We start from the raw sequence: 16158 nt of genomic DNA on the forward strand, positions 1-16158 counted from the left end.
GATCTCAGTCCTTCAGCTTGTTGCCGGTCAGGCGTTCCAGCGCTTCGCGGTACTTGGCGCCGGTCTTCTCGATGACGTCGGCCGGCAGCGGCGGCGCCGGCGGGGTCTTTTGCCAGCCATCGACGGTTTCCAGGTAGTCGCGCACGAACTGCTTGTCGAAGGACGGCGGCGAGATACCGACCTGGTAGCTGTCGGCCGGCCAGAAGCGCGAGGAGTCGGCGGTCAGCACTTCATCCATCAGGTGCAGCACGCCGTTGTCATCCAGGCCGAACTCGAACTTGGTGTCGGCGATGATGATGCCGCGGGTGGCGGCGTAGTCGGCGGCTTCCTTGTAGAGCTGGATGGCGACGTCGCGGATCTTGTGCGCCAGCTCGGTGCCGATGCGCTTCTCGGTCTCCTCGAAGCTGATGTTTTCGTCATGCTCGCCCAGGTCGGCCTTGGCGGCCGGGGTGAAGATCGGCTGTTCCAGCTTGGAAGCCTGTTGCAGGCCGGCCGGCAGCTGGATGCCGCAGATCGCGCCGGTGGCCTGGTAGTCCTTCCAGCCGGAACCGATGATGTAGCCGCGCACCACGGCTTCCACCAGGATGGGCTTCAGGCGCTTGGCCACCACGGCGCGTCCGCGCACCTGTTCCACTTCGGCCGGGCTCACCACGGATTCCGGATCGACGCCGGTCAGGTGGTTGGGCACGATGTGGCCGAGTTTCTCGAACCAGAAATCGCTCATCTGGTTCAAGACCTTGCCCTTGCCCGGGATCGGTTCGTTCATGATGACATCGAAGGCCGACAGGCGATCGGTGGTCACGATCAACAGCTTGTCGTCGCCGACGGCGTAGTTTTCGCGGACCTTGCCGGTGCCCAGCAGAGGCAGGGAAGTGATCGAGGATTTGTACAGACTGCTCATGATGGTCTTTTCGTAAAGTCAAAAACCGGAACCGCCATGTTCAGGGCGATTCCGGTCGGTTAGTGCCGGCGCTTGATTGCTCAGCGCTTACTGGACGATCTGCGACAGTTCGCCGCTCTTGTACTTCTCGGCGATCTTTTCCAGCGAGACCGGCTTGATCTTGCCAGCCTGGCCTTCGCAACCGAAGGACAGGAAGCGTGCCTTGCAGACCAGCTTGGCGGCTTCGCGGGCCGGCTTCAGGTAGTCACGCGGGTCGAACTTGGACGGATTCTCGAACAGGTAGCGACGGATCGCACCGGTCATGGCCAGGCGGATGTCGGTGTCGATGTTGATCTTGCGCACGCCGTGCTTGATGCCTTCCTGGATCTCTTCGACCGGCACGCCATAGGTTTCCTTCATGTCGCCGCCGAATTCGCGGATCTCGGCCAGCAGTTCCTGCGGCACGGACGAGGAACCGTGCATCACCAGGTGGGTGTTGGGGATGCGGGCGTGGATTTCCTTGATGCGGTCGATGGCCAGGATGTCGCCGGTGGGCTTGCGCGAGAACTTGTAGGCACCGTGCGAAGTACCGATGGCAATGGCCAGCGCGTCGCACTGGGTGGCCTTGACGAAGTCGGCGGCCTGGTTGACGTCGGTCAGCAGCTGTTCGCGGGTCATGGTGCCGTCGGCGCCGTGGCCGTCTTCCTTGTCACCCTTCATGGTTTCCAGCGAACCCAGCACACCCAGTTCGGCTTCGACGGTCACGCCGATGGCGTGCGAAAACTCGACCACCTTGCGCGAGACTTCGACGTTGTACTCGTAGCTGGCCACCGTCTTGCCGTCGGCTTCCAGCGAGCCATCCATCATCACGGAAGAGAAACCGGACTTGATGGCGGCCATGCACACGGCCGGGGACTGGCCGTGATCCTGGTGCATCACCACGGGGATGTGCGGATAGGCTTCCACGGCCGCCGAGATCAGGTGGCGCAGGAAGGCTTCGCCAGCGTATTTGCGGGCACCGGCAGAGGCTTGCATGATCACGGGCGCACCGACTTCATTGGCGGCTTCCATGATGGCAGTGACCTGCTCCAGGTTGTTGACGTTGAAGGCCGGCAGGCCGTAACCGTTTTCGGCGGCGTGGTCCAGCAGTTGACGCATGGATACGAGAGGCATGATGAAAACTCCAGAACGATGAAAAATCAGTACTCGCCAACGCGCAGAATCTTCAGCGCATTGGTGCCGCCGACCTGGCCGATGGGCTCGCCCCAGGTCACGACGATAAGATCACCCTTCTGCACCACGCCTTGCGCCAGCAGCAGATCCTGGGCGCCCTTCAACATGGCTTCGGTGTCAGGCGCCTGGGCCAGTTCCAGCGTATGCACGTTGCGGAACAGCGAGGCCTTGCGGCGCGTGGCGACATTGGGGGTGATCGCGAAGATCGGGATATCGATGTTGTGCCGGCTCATCCACAGGGCAGTCGAGCCGGATTCGGTAAGCGCTGCAATGGCCTTCACGCGCAGGTGGTGCGCGGTGAACAGTGCGCCATAGGCGATCGACTGGTCCACGCGGGTGAAGCGCAGGTTCAGGAAGTCCGCGTCCAGCTGCACATTGTCGGAGCGCTCGGCTTCCAGGCAGATGGCATGCATGGCCTCCACGGTTTCCACCGGGTACTTGCCGGAGGCGGTCTCGGCCGAGGTCATCACGGCATCGGTGCCATCCAGCACGGCGTTGGCGACGTCGGAGACTTCCGCGCGGGTCGGCACGGCATTGACGATCATGGACTCCATCATCTGGGTCGCGGTGATGGTCAGCTTGTTGGAGGCGCGCGCCATCTTGATCATGCGCTTCTGCAGGCCCGGCACGGCGGCATTGCCCACTTCCACGGCCAGGTCGCCACGGGCCACCATGATGCCGTCGGAGGCGTCGAGGATTTCCTGCAGCAGCGGGATCGCTTCGGCGCGTTCGATCTTGGCGATCATCATCGGCTTGTGGCCGAAGGGTTCGCCGGCCACGTTGGACAGCTGGCGTGCCATCTCCATGTCGGTGGCGTTCTTGGGGAAGGACACGGCCACGTAGTCGGCCTGGAAGCTCATGGCAGTCTTGATGTCGTCCATGTCCTTGGCCGTCAGCGCGGGCGCCGACAGGCCGCCACCCTGGCGGTTGATGCCCTTGTTGTTGGACAGTTCGCCGCCGATCTTGACCACGGTATGGATTTCATTGCCCATCACGCGCTCGACCTTGAGCACGATCAGGCCATCGTTCAACAGCAGAACGTCATTGCCCTTGAGGTCACGCGGCAATGCCTTGTAGTCCAGGCCCACGCGCTCCTGGTTGCCCATCTGGCAGTCGGAATCGAGGATGAACTTGTCGCCGTTGGCCAGCATGATCTTGCCATTCTCGAACTTGCCCACGCGGATCTTGGGACCCTGCAGGTCGGCCATGATGGCGACCTTCTTACCGCATTCGTCGGCCACTTCACGCACCAGGGTGGCGCGGTCGATGTGATCCTGCGGCTTGCCGTGCGAGAAGTTCAGGCGCACCACATCCACGCCGGCGCGGATCATGCGGGTCAGGGTCTCGCGGTCGCTGGAAGCGGGGCCGATGGTGGCGACGATTTTTGTTGCTCTGGACATGAATACCTTCTGGTTGCGACTTGGTGATAGAAGCCCGCTGCCCGGCCCGATGCAGGGCCGATCAGGCGGATCGCTTCCGCCCCGGACGCGCGTCTCGGACGCGTCCTCGTTGGTGATGCTACAGACTCAGAATTCGGATGGCCCCGGATGGGACCACGAGACGCCGCACCCGGCAGCGGGGTACGGCGCCGGTCTTGCTTACTGCGCGCGTTGCAGCAGGATCTCGACCGCAGGCAGGGTCTTGCCTTCCAGGAATTCCAGGAAGGCGCCGCCACCGGTGGAGATGTAGCCGACCTTGTCGGCGATGTTGTACTTGGCGATGGCTGCCAGGGTGTCGCCACCACCGGCAATCGAGAAGCCCGGCGAGGCGGCAATGGCGCGCGCCAGGGTCTCGGTGCCACGACCGAACTGGTCGAACTCGAACACGCCCACCGGGCCGTTCCAGACGATGGTGCCGGCACGACCCAGTTGCTCAGCCAGCACGGCAGCGGTCTGGGGACCGATGTCGAAGATCATGTCGTCGTCGGCAACATCCTCGGCCGCCTTCACGGTAGCCGCGGCGGTCGGCGAGAATTCCTTGCCCACCACGACGTCGGTGGGGATGGGCACCGAGGCGCCGCGCTTGGCCATCAGATCGATGATGGCCTTGGCGTCGTCCACCAGGTCCGGCTCGGCCAGCGACTTGCCGATCTTCAGACCGGCGGCCAGCATGAAGGTATTGGCGATACCGCCACCGACGATGAGGTTGTCGACCTTCTCGGCCAGGGTCTTGAGGATGGTCAGCTTGGTGGAGACCTTGGAACCGGCCACGATGGCCACCAGCGGACGGGCCGGCTGGTTCAGGGCCTTGCCCAGGGCATCCAGCTCGGCCGCCAGCAGCGGACCGGCACAGGCCACCGGCGCGAACTTGGCCACGCCGTGGGTGGTGGCTTCGGCGCGGTGCGCGGTGCCGAAGGCATCGTTGACATAGACATCGCAGAGCTTGGCGATCTTTTGCGCCAGCTCGTCACTGTTCTTCTTTTCGCCCTTGTTCAGGCGGCAATTTTCCAGCAGCACCACCTGGCCCGGCTGGACGTCCACGCCGTCGACCCAGTTGGCCACCAGCTTGACCTCGCTGCCCAGCAGCTCGGACAGGCGCTTGGCCACGGGGGCCAGCGAATCCTCGGGCTTGAACTCGCCTTCGGTGGGACGACCCAGGTGCGACGTCACCATCACTGCAGCGCCTGCCTTCTGGGCTTCGCGGATGGCCGGCACCGAAGCGCGGATGCGGGTATCTTCGGTGATATTGCCGGCATCATCCTGCGGCACGTTCAGATCGGCACGGATGAAGACGCGTTTGCCTTGCAGTTGATTGGCAGAAATCAGATCGCTCAGTCGGTTGAATTTCATAGGTAGGAATTCGAAGAAGGGGGCGAAAAACGTCGTATTTTACTCCAGCCTGACCCGCTCCTGACGGCTTTTTGCCAGCCCGGACAAGATCCCGGGCGCTTCAGGCTGGTGTGCGCAAAGATTCACATGAACCAACGCAACAGTGTAAAGAGTGACATTCCCGCCACAATAGTTCCCAGAAGATGACGCGTTGCGGCAAAGAAGATGGCGCCACCGATGCCGGCCAGCAACTTGGGATTGGTCAGGCTCAGGTCGATCACCCCGCGCGCGCTGACCAAGTCGGGGAAGATGATGGCCGCCATGGCCGCCGCCGGGGCATAGCTCAGGGCGTGCTTCAGCCGCGGCGGCAGCTTGACCGCGTGGCCGAACAGGAAAAAGCCGCTGCGCGTGACCAGGGTGGACACGGTCATCAGGACGATGGCGCCCCACACATACCATTCACTCATGCGGCCGCCCCTTCATCCTTTTCTTTTCCCGGAAGCAACTTGTCGGCCAGCATGGCCGCACTCATCCCCAGCACCATGGCCAGCAGCAGACCCAGACGGTAGGGCAGCTCCAGCGCCAGCACTGCCACCGTGCCGGAGACCACTACCCCGGCCAAGGCCGGCAGGCTGCTGGTCATCGGGATCATGATGGCAATGAGTGCCAGGGTGCCGGCGAAGCCGATGTTCCAGCTCTCCGGAATCTGGCTGGCCAGCAGGATGCCGATGGTGGCCCCGAGCTGCCAGGCCACCCAGCCCGGATAGCAGATCGCAGCAAAATACCCGATCTTGCCTGCAGGTTGACCGAAGGTCGAGGGGGGAAAGCGCTGCGGGAAGAAGGCCATCGAGATATCGCCGTTGAAGAAGCCGTACCACACCCGGCGATACCAGGGCAGGTGCTCGAAATGCGGCGCCACGGCGGCCGAGAAGATGACAAAGCGCAGGTTGACGATCATAGCCGTGAAGAACACCACCAGCAGCGGCACGCCGGTCGCCAGCAAGGGCAGCACGGCGAACTGGGCCGAGCCGGCATAGACCAGCAGGCTCATGCCCAGCGACTGGAAGATGCTCATCCCCGACTTGACCATGGCCATGCCCGAGACCACGCCCCAGGCCAGCACGGCCGGTATGGTCGAGGCACTGGCGCGCCAGCCTTCCTGGAAGGCGTCCTTCTCGATGCGGCGGGCGGTGGCGGGGTCGTGCGGCGCTGGCTGGCCTGCCGATCCTGATCCCTGCTCGCCTGTCTCCTTCTGCATTGTTGTTCCGTTACGCGTATTGGATGCGCCGGCCGGGAATGCCGGTGCATGTGACGATGTGTGCATTTTCACTCAGGTCTTTCATTCTACAGATGAAAGTTTTTGCTCGCGTGAATCCGCTAAAATGCAGTTCCTTGGCCGGTTCGTCCGCGCCGGGCGTTTCATACCGAATTTTCGCTTTCTGCACATTCTGCATTTTCTGCAATCACCGCATACAGGGAGATGACCATGTCCATGGCTGACCGCGACGGCAAGATCTGGAAAGACGGCGAGCTGGTCGACTGGCGCGACGCCACCGTCCACGTACTGACCCACACGCTGCACTACGGCATGGGCGTCTTCGAGGGTGTACGCGCCTACAAGACGGCCGAGGGTACGGCCATCTTCCGTCTGAAGGAACACACCCAGCGCCTGTTCAACTCGGCCAAGATCTTCCAGATGGACGTGCCGTTCGACCAGGAAACGCTGGCCCAGGCGCAATGCCAGGTGGTACGCGAAAACCAGCTGGAATCCTGCTACATCCGCCCGCTGATCTGGATCGGCTCGGAAAAGCTGGGCGTGTCCGCCAAGGGCAACAAGATCCACGTGGCCATCGCCGCCTGGCCGTGGGGCGCCTACCTGGGCGAAGACGGCATCAGCAAGGGCATCCGCGTGAAGACCTCTTCCTTCACCCGCCACCACGTGAATGTGTCGCTGGTGCGCGCCAAGGCCTGCGGTTATTACATCAATTCCATCCTGGCCAACCAGGAAGCACTGGCCGACGGCTACGACGAGGCCCTGCTGCTGGACACCGAAGGCTATGTCTCGGAAGGTTCTGGCGAAAATGTCTTCATCGTCAAGAACGGCAAGCTCTATACTCCCGACCTGGCCTCCTGCCTGGATGGCATCACCCGCGACGCCGTGCTGACCATGGCGCGCGACCTGGGCATCGAGGTCATCGAGAAGCGCATCACCCGCGACGAGATGTATTGCGCCGATGAAGCCTTCTTCACCGGCACCGCCGCCGAAGTCACGCCGATCCGCGAACTGGATCGCCGCGTCATCGGCAATGGCGGCCGTGGCCCCGTCACCGAGAAGCTGCAGACCCTGTTCTTCGACGTGGTGGCCGGCCGGGCGCCGCAGTACAAGCACTGGCTCACGCTGGTGTAAATGGCAGCGGCGGCCGCCAGAATATCGATTCGCAACACCCGACCTTAACGTTTCAACAGTCAATCGCAAGCAACGGAGAACAAGATGAGCCAAGCTCAAGCATCGCAGGGCGTGGTCCTGCTCGAAGGCAAGGACCTGCCAGCCCACTGCCCCAGCCCCGGCATGACCGCCTGGAATTCGCACCCGCGCGTGTTCCTGGAACTGGACGCGCACGGCGCGGCCAAATGCCCATACTGCGGTACCCAGTACCAGTTGAAACCGGGCACCGTGGTCAAGGGCCACTGAGCAGAAGTTTCAAGCCAGACACGAGAGGGCCCACAAGGCCCTCTTTTCATCTGATCCGGAGATTTGTCATGCCGCGCACCAAACTGATCCATGGCTCGCCCGATGAAATCGAGGCCGCCTACTACGACGCCCTTGCCCGCGCCGACCTGGAGGCGCTGATGGACCTGTGGGCCGATGACGAGGAAATCGTCTGCATCCACCCCGGCGCACAACGCCTGGTGGGCCACGCGGATATCCGCGCCGTGTGGGAAGACATCCTCTCCAACGGTGGCCTGCATATCCGGCCACGCCAGCTGCACGTGTCGCAGAACATGATGACCTCGGTGCACAGCGTGGTGGAAGAAATCGACCACGGCGGCGAAGGCCCGCCCGATGTGCACGTCATCGCCACCAATGTCTACCTCAAGACCGCGCTGGGCTGGCGCCTGGTGATGCACCACGCCTCGGTCGCCCCGGGCGCAGCGCCGGTGGAAGCCGTCGTCAGCGCAGCCATGCTGCACTGAGTGTGGCCGTTTTCCGTTTTCTATCCTCCACAGGCAGCATCGAACACGAGCAAGGCCGCATCATGCTTTACATCCCGCCCCGCTGGCTTCCCGGCGGTCATCTGCAGACCATCTATCCCTCGGCCTTCCTGCCCAAGCCGGCCGTGCGCTACCGGCGCGAGCGCTGGGAAGCGCCGGATGGCGACTTCGTCGATATCGATTTCGTCGACGGCCAACCGGGACGTCCGCTGCTGGTGCTGTTCCACGGGCTGGAAGGCTCCTCGGACAGCCACTACAGCCGCGCCCTGATGGCCGAGGTGCAACGGCGCGGCTGGCATGGGGCGATTCCGCATTTTCGCGGGTGTTCCGGTGAGATCAACCTGGCGCCGCGTTTCTATCATTCCGGCGACACGGCGGAACTGGACTGGATCATCCGCCGCATGAAACTGCGTCAGCAGGACCTGGCCGCGACCCACCTGTATGCCAGCGGGGTCTCGCTGGGCGCCAATGCGCTGCTGCGCTGGCTGGGGGAATCACAGCACCAGGCCGAGATCGTCGATGCTGCCTGCGCGGTGTCGGCGCCGCTGGACCTGGCGGGTGGCGGCGCGGCACTGGCGTCGGGCTTCAACCGGCTCTATACCTGGGTTTTCCTGCGCACCATGCGGCCCAAGTGCCTGGCCAAGCTGGACCAGTTCCCGGGCCTGTTTGATCGCGAAGCGCTGCTGTCGGCCCGCGACCTGTACGCCTTCGACAACATCGTCACCGCCCCCCTGCACGGCTACCGCAACACCGAGGATTACTGGGACCGCGCCAGCGCCAAGCACATCCTCAACGACATCAGCGTGCCCACGCTGGTCTTGAATGCGCAGAATGATCCCTTCCTGCCGGCGCGCCACCTGCCCCGCTCGGCCGCGCCGGAAGTGGTGCTGGAATACCCGGAGCAAGGCGGCCATGTCGGCTTTGCCGCCGGCGGCCCGCCCGGCAACCTGGCGTGGCTGCCGCGCCGCTTGCTGCATTTCCTGGAGGGCAAGTCGGAGAGCGCCTTCCCGGCCCCTACGGAGCTGGCCCATGGATGAGATCGTGCAGCAGGCCATGGCCCGCTGGCCCAACGTGCCACACTGCTTCGGCTGGCTGCGGCTGGATGCACGAGGCGGCTGGCGCATGCGCGACGAGCGCGCGCAACAGCTGGACTTGCCGGGCGACCTGATCCGCCACCCTGCCCTGCTGGCCTTCATCGACCGCAATTACGCCAGCGATGCGGCCGGCCGCTGGTATTTCCAGAACGGGCCGCAGCGGGTCTATGTGGATCTGGAATGGATGCCGCACATCCTGCGCACCCAGCCGGACGCACAGGGCAACCTGTCACTGGTGCTGCATACGGGGATCGCAGTCGATGTGGCGACAGCCGCCTGGATGGATGAAGCCGGTCGGCTCTATCTGCGTGCCGGTGAGCTGATTGCCGGCGTCGATGATCGCGACCTGGCGCATCTGTTGCCCTGCCTGCAGGGGGACGATGCGGATGAGGATGCCCTCATGCGCTGGCTGGAAGGGGCCGACGAGGCCGCGCCCCGCTTCAAGCTGGGTGAGCAATCGCTCCCATTGCAGCGCGTGCCTACCAGCCAGCTGGAACATATCTTCAGCTTCGTCAGCCGCCCGCGCCAGGACTAGGGCCGTGTGTCGCGGCTAGCCACGCTCCTTCATGTCTTTCTGTTCATCTTTCCAGCGCGCCTTCCATTCACGCTCGCGCGCGTCGATCTGCGACTGGTCGTAGAAGGTCGCATCGGGCGCCTTGCGCGCAATGCCCAACTGATCGATGGCCGCCAGCAGGCTGCCATTGAGTGCATACGATTCAGCCAGCGCCATGTGCTGCAAGGCCTGCTTGCCCTGGGCCGCGTAGACCTTGGCCAGCAACTGCTGGACCTGGGCATCGGCACGGTAGAGCTGGGCCTGATCGCGCAGGTAGGCCACGGCCACGTCGTAGCGTCGGGCGGCAATCAGGGCATCGGCATACTGGCGCGCGATGGTGCGTGAAATCGGAAACTGCTGGCGCAGGCTGTCGGCCAGTTGCAGCGCCTGCGGGGCTTGCTTGCGGGCGATCTTGATATCGATGTCGAGGCTGCCGAACATGATGCCGGTCTTCATCGGGATGGCAGCTTCCTGGGCTTCCTTCAAGGCTGTCTCGGCCTGGTCGAAGCGGTTCTGGCGGTAGTAGGTGTAGGCCAGCCCGTACTTGGCGGCGGCAGTCTGCAACTTGGTGTTCTGCTTGGCCTGGTCGGTGAATTTCTGCACATTGTCGCGCAAGCCCTGCACGCTGTCGTTCTGCAGCACCTGGGTGCGCGCCCGCACCAGCTGGAATTCGGGGTTATCCACACGCTGCTTGTAACGCTGGTCGCGAATGCGGGCCTCGATGTCGGCGATACGGTCGGTGGTCAGCGGGTGCGTCATCAGGTAAGGCGGCACGGCGTCGGTGTAGTTGCGCGAGGCCGCCTGCAGACGACCGAAGAAGGTGACCATGCCGGAAGGATCGAAGCCGCCATCACGCATGATCTGCAGGCCGATGCGGTCGGCCTCGCGCTCGGCGTCGCGGCTGAAGTTGAGCTGGCGCTGCACGGCCAGGCCGGTACCGCCCATCATGGTGGCCATCGCCGCATCGCCCCCGGCCTTGGACACTCCGGCCAATGCGCCCAGCACGATGGCGGCCAGCTGGATCATCGAGTTCTGCTTCTGCTGGCCCAGCATGCGGGCAATGTGGCGCTGCGCCACGTGACCGATTTCGTGCGACATCACGCCGGCCAGCTCGGACTCCGATTGCGCGGCCAGCACCAGCCCGCTATTGACACCGATGAAGCCGCCCGGCAGCGCGAAGGCGTTCAGCATGGGATCGCGCACCATGAAGAACTGGAAATCGAAACCGGCTTCGCCCCTCACCTCGGGGTGGATGGAGACCAGGTTCTGGCCGAAGTTATTGAGGTATTCCGAAATCGGGCCGTCGTCGACATAGTCGCGGTCGGTCCGGATGTCACGCATGATTTCCTCACCCAGCTTGCGCTCCATCAGCGGCGAAAGACCTTCGCGTTCGGTATCGCCCAGCGTGGGCAATCCCTGGGCCACGCCCGGATGGGGTAGCAGGGTCAAGGGCGCCGCCGGCAGCAGCAGCAAGGCCGCACTCAGATAGCGGGCCAGCAGCCGGCGCGCGGGGAGACGGAAACGGCGGGACACATCGGAAACGGTGGGTGGCATGGACGACATCGGTAACGGTCAGGGCTGGCGTGGAAGTCGGAGCAGCGCGGGCTGCGGGCTGGCTGCTATGATACCCGCTCCTTTCCCTCCATTTCACCTAGAGCGAATCAGCATGAACACATCCGGCGAACACGCGCCCAACGGCGGCCTCACCCACTTCGACCAGGGCGGACAGGCGCACATGGTCGATGTCGGCGGCAAGCACGAGACCCACCGGGTGGCGCTGGCCACTGGCGTGATCCGCATGCAGCCGGCCACGCTGACCATCATCGAGGCCGGCACGGCCAAGAAGGGCGATGTCCTGGGCATCGCCCGCATCGCCGCCATCATGGCGGCCAAGCGCACCGGCGACCTGATCCCCCTTTGCCATCCACTGGCACTGACGCATGTCTCGGTGGAGTTCGAGACCGACGCCGGCAGCGCTTCCGTGCGTTGCACCGCGCGCGTGGAAACCTTCGGCAAGACCGGTGTGGAAATGGAGGCATTGACCGCCGTGCAGGTGGGCCTGCTGACGGTCTACGACATGTGCAAGGCGGTCGACAAGACCATGGTCATGACTGACATCTGCGTGACCGAAAAGCGCGGCGGCAAGAGCGATATCACGATGGCGAGGCCCTGAAGCGCCACGGCTCCCCGAAATGAAAAACGCGCCTGACGGCGCGTTTTTTCTTGGCATGTCAGACCAGGCAGCGGATCAACCGCGGCAGTTGGCCGGTGCGTACTTGGCCGGCAGGGACCCGGCGGCAAAGCCGGTGTTGGCAGTGGCACCTTCCGGCGTGGCGGCCTGCTTCACATCCTTGGCGGCGCACTGCCACTGGATGGTGCCGGAGCTGATGGTCGGGGTCAGCGTGAGCGTACCGCCCTCACCCACGCGTGCGCTGTAGGTGATGGTGATGACGCCGCCCACGCCGCGCTTTTCCATCGGCGAGACGTCGATCTTGCTCACGTTGTCGGTGGGCGTGAAGGTCGGCAGACCCAGTTGCGCCACGGTGAAGACGCCGTTGTTGGAGCTGATCTGTTCGGTCACGGCCAGCTTGTACGGCTCGGCCAGGTTGAAGCCTTCGGCCACGCGCGCGCGGGCGATGTAGTCCTGGTATTGCGAAGCGCCCAGCATGGCGAGAATGCCGATGATGGCCAGCGTGACCATCAGTTCAAGCAGGGTAAAGCCGCGTTGGGCGCGACGGGAGACGACTGGTTTCATGGATTCCTCGTGAAGGTGATAAGGGCGCTTCCAGTATCGGCAGCGTTGGCAATGCCGACTAGCGAATAAATTGTGAAACTAACAGTTTTGAAGCGGACCGGCGCTGACCTGCGTCAATCGCCACCGGGGCCATCCCGGGTCCGTCCCGGGGCCAGATGGGCCTAGGCCTGCTTCCTGCGCTTGAGCGTGAGACCGGTCAGCACCACTCCGATGGCGCCCACCAGGCCGGGCAGGCTCAAATGCACGGCGGCGCCGGGCAAGACGAATTCGGTATCGGCGATGAAATCCCGCAGCCAGGACTGCACGGCGCTGTCGCTGAAGATCATGCCACCGGCGATGTAGCCCAGGAGAGCCGCGCCCAGGGTGACGATCACCGGGAATTTTTCCATCAGCTTCAATACCAGCGTGCTGCCCCAGACGATGATGGGAATGCTGACCACGATGCCGAACACCACCAGCAGCAACTGGTGCTCGCCGGCCGCCTGCTCAGCGGCGCTGGCGATGGCGATCACGTTGTCCACGCTCATCACCAGGTCGGCAACGATTACGGTCTTGACGGCGCCCCACAGGCGGTCACTGCCGTTGACGTCGGTGTGTTCGTCATCCTCGTTGAGCAGCTTGATGCCAATCCACAGCAACAGGACGCCGCCCAACAGCTTCAGGAAGGGCAGTTGCAGCATGGTGACGGCAAAGGCGATCAGGGCGATGCGGATGCCAATCGCGCCCACGGTACCCCAGACAATGCCCTTCATGCGCAGATTGTCCGGCAGATTGCGGCAGGCCAGCGCGATCACGATGGCATTGTCGCCACCGAGCAGGATGTCGATCAGGATGATCTGCGCGACCGCGACCCAGTTCAGGTTGGCCAGGAATTCCATGCTTGTCCTTTGCGAAAACGTGTCCGCCAGAGAAAGCGGCGTATGGCAGGATGACCACGGTCACCGAGCTTAGTGCCGTCACAGCCTTCTGTGCTAGCTCTGGTCGATGCGCGCCCGTCCTCACGACAGACTTCGCGCTTTCCATAAAACGACATGGGGAGCCGGAGCTCCCCATGCTGGTATTGCGTGTACTACCGATCTGGCTGAGCTTGCCTTTCGCCCGCCTCCGAGGAGACCGGCGAAAAGCGGCCGGCAATCTTACAGCACCGACTTCAGCAGGCGACCCATTTCCGACGGGTTGCGGGTGACCTTGATGCCGCACTCTTCCATGATGGCCAGCTTGGCTTCGGCGGTATCAGCACCACCGGAGATCAGGGCACCTGCGTGGCCCATGCGCTTGCCCGGGGGCGCGGTCACGCCGGCGATGAAGCCGACCACCGGCTTCTTCATGTTGTCCTTGATCCAGCGCGCAGCGTTGGCTTCGTCAGGACCACCGATTTCACCGATCATGATGACGGCGTCGGTGTCCGGATCGTCGTTGAAGGCCTTCATGACGTCGATGTGCTTCAGACCGTTGATCGGGTCGCCACCGATACCGACGGCGGAGGACTGGCCCAGGCCCAGGGCGGTCAGCTGACCCACGGCTTCATAGGTCAGGGTGCCGGAGCGGGAAACCACACCGATACGACCCTTCTTGTGGATGTGACCCGGCATGATGCCGATCTTGATTTCGTCCGGAGTGATCAGGCCGGGGCAGTTCGGGCCCAGCAGCAGGGTCTTGGAACCGGCCTTGGCCATGCGGTCCTTCAGGGCCAGCATGTCACGCACGGGGATGCCTTCGGTGATGCAGATGGCCAGGTCCAGGTCGGCTTCGACGGCTTCCCAGATGGCGGCGGCAGCGCCGGCGGGCGGCACGTAGATCACCGACACGGTGGCGCCGGTGGCGTTCTTGGCTTCGGTGACGTTGGCATAGATGGGGATGCCTTCGAAGTCTTCACCAGCCTTCTTCGGGTTCACGCCGGCGACGAAGGCATTCTTGCCATTCGCGTAGTCGCGGCACATGCGGGTGTGGAACTGACCGGTCTTGCCGGTGATACCTTGGGTGATGACCTTGGTGTCTTTGTTGATGAGGATCGACATTTCTCTTCCTTGACTGTGATGCCTGCGCCGCTGGCGGCGCCCGGTGCTGCAATTGCTCGCAGCCGGCGGCTCGCGCCGCGCAGGCTTTCGTGTTGGGTTACTTACTTGGCAGCTGCCACGACCTTTTGTGCGGCTTCTTCCATGGAGTCGGCCGAGATGATCGGCAGACCGGAATCGGCCAACAGCTTCTTGCCCAGGTCTTCGTTGGTGCCCTTCATGCGGACCACCAGAGGCACCTTCAGCGAGACAGCCTTGGAAGCAGCGATGACGCCTTCGGCGATCACGTCACAGCGCATGATGCCGCCGAAGATGTTGACCAGGATGGCCTTCAGTTCGGGATTCTTCAGCATGATCTTGAAGGCTTCGGTGACCTTCTCGGTGGTGGCACCGCCGCCCACGTCCAGGAAGTTGGCCGGCTCGCCGCCGAACAGCTTGATGGTGTCCATGGTGGCCATGGCCAGGCCGGCGCCGTTGACCAGGCAACCGATGTTGCCGTCCAGGGAGATGTAGGCCAGGTCGAACTTGGAGGCTTCGACTTCAGCCGGATCTTCTTCGTCCAGATCGCGGTAGGCGACGATTTCCGGGTGGCGGTACAGGGCGTTGGAGTCGAAGTTGAACTTGGCGTCCAGAGCGATGACCTTGCCGTCGCCGGTCAGGATCAGGGGGTTGATTTCAGCCAGGGAAGCGTCGGTTTCCCAGTAAGCCTTATACAGGCCTTGCAGGTTCTGGCGGGCAGCCGGGATGGAAGCGGCCGGCACGCCGATCTTGGCGGCCACGTCGTCGGCTTGCGCGTCGGTCAGGCCATCGATCGGGTCGATGATGACGTTGTGGATCTTTTCCGGGTTGCTGTGGGCAACTTCTTCGATGTCCATGCCACCTTCGCTGGAGGCCATCAGCACGACCTTTTGCGAAACGCGGTCGGTCACCAGGGAAACGTACAGTTCCTTCTTGATGTCAGCGCCTTCTTCGATCAGCAGGCGACGCACCTTCTGGCCTTCAGGACCGGTCTGGTGGGTGATCAGTTGCATGCCCATGATCTGGTTGGCGTATTCCTTGACCTGTTCGATCGACTTGGCCACCTTCACGCCGCCGCCCTTGCCGCGACCGCCTGCATGGATCTGGGCCTTGACGACCCACACCGGGCCGCCCAGCTTCTGGGCTGCCGCTTCGACTTCGTCGACCGACATGCAAGGAATGCCGCGCGGCACGGTTACGCCGAACTGGCGCAGGATTTCTTTACCCTGATACTCATGGATTTTCATGGGAGCTTCCCTTTAGACACTGAATGAATAAAACTTGCCGGATTGAAATTCGGTAGCCGGCAGCATGCCGGCCGACGAGAAAGCAGACAGCAACCCGCAGGCGGGTGTCACATCCGGAGACGGACGGAGACGGGCGCAGGCGTAAGCTGCGCGGGTTGCTAGTGAATTCGTAGAATTGGGCATGTGCATGCCGTCTGCTTTAGTTGGTCTGATATTCGAAACGCGCCAGCTTGCGCCGAAGCGTCCGCATTATCCATTCCTGCTGCTACATGGGCCTTGCATCGTTGCGCCGTTTTGACAAACCGGCAACACGCGATATCTCCTCAGGCTTGCGCGCCGCAGCAAAAACTTCCGAATTCTAGCACAGGCCAGCCGGGCTGTT

Annotated in this window: 17 protein-coding genes; 6 read left to right on the plus strand and 11 right to left on the minus strand. The window is 63.3% G+C overall.

All coding sequences use genetic code 11. The features are described 5' to 3' along the window. Window positions 1-4 precede the first annotated feature (4 nt). From ACEOAC_RS21785 to ACEOAC_RS21810, 6 genes are all read right to left on the minus strand, one after another. A complete protein-coding gene (locus tag ACEOAC_RS21785; protein ID WP_006461734.1) occupies window positions 5-901 on the minus strand; it encodes a phosphoribosylaminoimidazolesuccinocarboxamide synthase in 897 nt (298 codons plus the stop codon). A gap of 87 nt (window positions 902-988) precedes the next feature. Continuing rightward, window positions 989-2053 (minus strand): class II fructose-bisphosphate aldolase, encoded by a 1065-nt coding sequence (fba, locus tag ACEOAC_RS21790; RefSeq protein WP_413444703.1) that lies wholly within the window; start codon window positions 2051-2053, stop codon window positions 989-991. A gap of 26 nt (window positions 2054-2079) precedes the next feature. Then, window positions 2080-3513 (minus strand): pyruvate kinase, encoded by a 1434-nt coding sequence (pyk, locus tag ACEOAC_RS21795; protein WP_006461736.1) that lies wholly within the window; start codon window positions 3511-3513, stop codon window positions 2080-2082. Window positions 3514-3711: 198 nt separating this feature from the next. Further along, window positions 3712-4902 (minus strand): phosphoglycerate kinase, encoded by a 1191-nt coding sequence (locus tag ACEOAC_RS21800; protein WP_413444702.1) that lies wholly within the window; start codon window positions 4900-4902, stop codon window positions 3712-3714. Between the two features lie 122 nt (window positions 4903-5024). After that, window positions 5025-5348 (minus strand): AzlD domain-containing protein, encoded by a 324-nt coding sequence (locus ACEOAC_RS21805; RefSeq protein WP_006461738.1) that lies wholly within the window; start codon window positions 5346-5348, stop codon window positions 5025-5027. Then, window positions 5345-6139 carry an AzlC family ABC transporter permease gene (locus tag ACEOAC_RS21810; RefSeq protein ID WP_077237406.1) on the minus strand — a complete coding sequence of 265 codons (795 nt, stop codon included), beginning with the start codon at window positions 6137-6139 and terminating at the stop codon, window positions 5345-5347. The genes ACEOAC_RS21805 and ACEOAC_RS21810 overlap by 4 nt, the downstream gene beginning before the upstream one ends. A gap of 228 nt (window positions 6140-6367) precedes the next feature. Between ACEOAC_RS21810 and ACEOAC_RS21815 the strand changes: the two genes are divergently transcribed. The 5 genes from ACEOAC_RS21815 to ACEOAC_RS21835 all read left to right on the plus strand — a co-directional run bounded on the left by ACEOAC_RS21815 (window position 6368) and on the right by ACEOAC_RS21835 (window position 9723). Further along, window positions 6368-7288 (plus strand): branched-chain amino acid transaminase, encoded by a 921-nt coding sequence (locus tag ACEOAC_RS21815; protein ID WP_413444701.1) that lies wholly within the window; start codon window positions 6368-6370, stop codon window positions 7286-7288. Between the two features lie 84 nt (window positions 7289-7372). Then, on the plus strand, window positions 7373-7573 hold the full coding sequence (locus tag ACEOAC_RS21820; RefSeq protein WP_006461741.1) for a zinc-finger domain-containing protein: 201 nt from the start codon (window positions 7373-7375) through the stop codon (window positions 7571-7573). 68 nt (window positions 7574-7641) lie between these two features. Then, window positions 7642-8076, plus strand: coding sequence for a YybH family protein (locus ACEOAC_RS21825; RefSeq protein WP_077237408.1), 435 nt, complete (start codon window positions 7642-7644; stop codon window positions 8074-8076). A gap of 62 nt (window positions 8077-8138) precedes the next feature. Continuing rightward, complete coding sequence (locus ACEOAC_RS21830; protein ID WP_413628579.1) at window positions 8139-9131, plus strand: YheT family hydrolase; 993 nt, start codon at window positions 8139-8141, stop codon at window positions 9129-9131. Then, complete coding sequence (locus ACEOAC_RS21835; protein ID WP_413444464.1) at window positions 9124-9723, plus strand: DUF2946 family protein; 600 nt, start codon at window positions 9124-9126, stop codon at window positions 9721-9723. The genes ACEOAC_RS21830 and ACEOAC_RS21835 overlap by 8 nt, the downstream gene beginning before the upstream one ends. 15 nt (window positions 9724-9738) lie before the next feature. Here ACEOAC_RS21835 and ACEOAC_RS21840 read toward each other — a convergent pair whose 3' ends face one another. Then, window positions 9739-11295: a M48 family metalloprotease gene (locus ACEOAC_RS21840; protein ID WP_039874239.1), complete on the minus strand. Its 1557-nt coding sequence runs from the start codon at window positions 11293-11295 to the stop codon at window positions 9739-9741. Window positions 11296-11407: 112 nt separating this feature from the next. Between ACEOAC_RS21840 and moaC the strand changes: the two genes are divergently transcribed. Then, window positions 11408-11914 (plus strand): cyclic pyranopterin monophosphate synthase MoaC, encoded by a 507-nt coding sequence (gene moaC, locus ACEOAC_RS21845; protein WP_241811293.1) that lies wholly within the window; start codon window positions 11408-11410, stop codon window positions 11912-11914. Window positions 11915-11989: 75 nt separating this feature from the next. Here moaC and ACEOAC_RS21850 read toward each other — a convergent pair whose 3' ends face one another. The 4 genes from ACEOAC_RS21850 to sucC form a co-directional block, all read right to left on the minus strand. Next, on the minus strand, window positions 11990-12496 hold the full coding sequence (locus ACEOAC_RS21850; protein WP_006461747.1) for a pilin: 507 nt from the start codon (window positions 12494-12496) through the stop codon (window positions 11990-11992). Window positions 12497-12657: 161 nt separating this feature from the next. Continuing rightward, the gene (locus ACEOAC_RS21855; RefSeq protein ID WP_006461748.1) at window positions 12658-13374 is read right to left on the minus strand and encodes a TerC family protein; all 717 of its coding nucleotides are present in this window, start codon (window positions 13372-13374) and stop codon (window positions 12658-12660) included. A 258-nt stretch (window positions 13375-13632) separates the two neighbouring features. Then, window positions 13633-14514, minus strand: coding sequence for a succinate--CoA ligase subunit alpha (gene sucD, locus ACEOAC_RS21860; protein ID WP_006461749.1), 882 nt, complete (start codon window positions 14512-14514; stop codon window positions 13633-13635). Between the two features lie 101 nt (window positions 14515-14615). After that, complete coding sequence (sucC, locus tag ACEOAC_RS21865) at window positions 14616-15776, minus strand: ADP-forming succinate--CoA ligase subunit beta (protein WP_102661699.1); 1161 nt, start codon at window positions 15774-15776, stop codon at window positions 14616-14618. Between the last annotated feature and the right edge of the window lie 382 nt (window positions 15777-16158).

It is taken from the genome of Herbaspirillum frisingense (assembly GCF_047325095.1).
Classification (GTDB): domain Bacteria; phylum Pseudomonadota; class Gammaproteobacteria; order Burkholderiales; family Burkholderiaceae_D; genus Herbaspirillum; species Herbaspirillum frisingense.